Source organism: Siminovitchia fortis (assembly GCF_007681465.1).
In the GTDB taxonomy this organism is placed as follows: domain Bacteria; phylum Bacillota; class Bacilli; order Bacillales; family Bacillaceae_C; genus Siminovitchia; species Siminovitchia fortis.
Map to the genome: position 1 here is coordinate 1 of NZ_VEKZ01000133.1, position 1,573 is coordinate 1,573.

A 1,573-nucleotide genomic window follows, 5' to 3' on the forward strand; every position below is an offset into this window, starting at 1 on the left:
AAAAGATAAGAAAGTATATTATTGGGTCTACCACGGTCGTTTGGACTGTGGTATTTTCATTTTATGGAAAGGAATTTACTTAGAGAAATCTTTTTTGATAACCACCAACATTGGGAAGCCTTCAAGCGCAAACATGGAGCTAAAATCCGTCCAATCGTCATCAAGGAGGTGGAGAAGTTTCGCGATTGCGGAGATTTCAAAAATGGATTTAAACTCTTTGTATGTGAAGGCTGTAATGACGTACGCAAAGTCCCCTATCGCTGTAAGGGACGCTTCTGTACCACTTGTTCGGTAGGAGAGAGCGAAGAGTGGAGCAGACTGCTGACCGAAGATGTCCTCCAGGTGAATCACCGACATGTGATTTTTACGATTGATGAAGGGCTGAGGGATGTCTTTCTACTTCACCGTCATTTATTAAAGGATTTGATGGATGAGGCTGCGAAATTATTGATCGACTTCTTTAAAAAGAAAGCAAAAGTCACTCCTGGAATCATCGCGGGACTGCATACTTTTGGTTCCAGAGTCAATTTTAATCCGCATATCCATATGCTAGTGACAATGGGTGGTCTGACGAAAAAAGGAGAATGGAAACAGTATGATTTTTTGCCATTTGCCATGCTTCGCAAGCAATGGCAGACGGTTGTATTAAAATTAATCCGCAAAGGAGTGACGGAGAAGGAAAAGAAGCGAATCCAGCCAAGACTTCAAAAGGCGTTCACCAAAAATGGGGAAGGCTTCTATGTGTATGCCCCAAAACAGAGGGGGAAGGTAAAGGAGCAGCTTCGTTATATTGGCCGTTATATTCGTCGACCGGCGATTGGAATCAATCGGATCGAGGCATATGACGGACAATTCGTTACTTTTAAGTACATGGATAAAACAGATGGGAAAGAAAAGACGGAAACAGTAAGCGTGGAGGAGTTCATTTCACGTTTAATCCGTCATATCCCGGACGAGCAATTTAAAACCATCCGCCATTATGGAATGTATTCCAGACGGATGAAGAACGTGTGCAAAAAGATATTGAGCGCCTGGCAGCAGGAGGTAAAACGATGGGTGGTAAAAGTTAAAAAGACCCTGCGCCGCCGGACATGGCGTGAAAGAATTGTAGCCAGCGGCAGAAAAGATCCCCTCGTCTGTTCAAGGTGTGAGTGTTACTATGAATACAAGGGAGAAGTCTGTCTTGAAAATGGGAAGCTAGAAATCAAGGTAGCCTTGTGCCCCACAACAAGAGCGTATTTAGAAAGGGTGATTAACGATCTCACCAGTATCCAAGCACCGCAAAAAAGGAAAGAAAAAGAAGAAAAACATAGGCCTCAACCAGTCCAGGAAACAGAGCGTCAGCTATGTCTGTTTGACGTGTCATGAAAAGGAGGAAATCCGTTTAAGTGTGGTTAGGGATTTTGATCTGATGGATGACGGGGATCCAACAACCCCGCCCATGTTTTCATGGGAACAATGTGGAGGAGAAATGTATCCGGAGTATTATAAAGGAGTCCATGGCATGGAGTACAAATTATCGGATATCCTCTAAACAAAAAAGGACCGGGCGGTTTTTGCCCGGTTTTTCTTA

Annotated in this window: 2 protein-coding genes; both read left to right on the forward strand. The window is 43.6% G+C overall.

The window, feature by feature from the left end; all coding sequences use genetic code 11:
• Positions 1 to 63: 63 nt before the first annotated feature.
• Positions 64 to 1,368 (forward strand): IS91 family transposase, encoded by a 1,305-nt coding sequence (locus FS666_RS19205; protein ID WP_120076033.1) that lies wholly within the window; start codon positions 64 to 66, stop codon positions 1,366 to 1,368.
• Positions 1,369 to 1,390: 22 nt separating this feature from the next.
• Positions 1,391 to 1,534 (forward strand): hypothetical protein, encoded by a 144-nt coding sequence (locus tag FS666_RS19975; protein WP_186306626.1) that lies wholly within the window; start codon positions 1,391 to 1,393, stop codon positions 1,532 to 1,534.
• Positions 1,535 to 1,573: the final 39 nt, after the last annotated feature.

Bases quoted from the DNA above. Each gene is read 5' to 3' on its own strand.
- FS666_RS19205 (WP_120076033.1), top strand. From the start codon at position 64: ATGGAAAGGAATTTACTTAGAGAAATCTTTTTTGATAACCACCAACAT.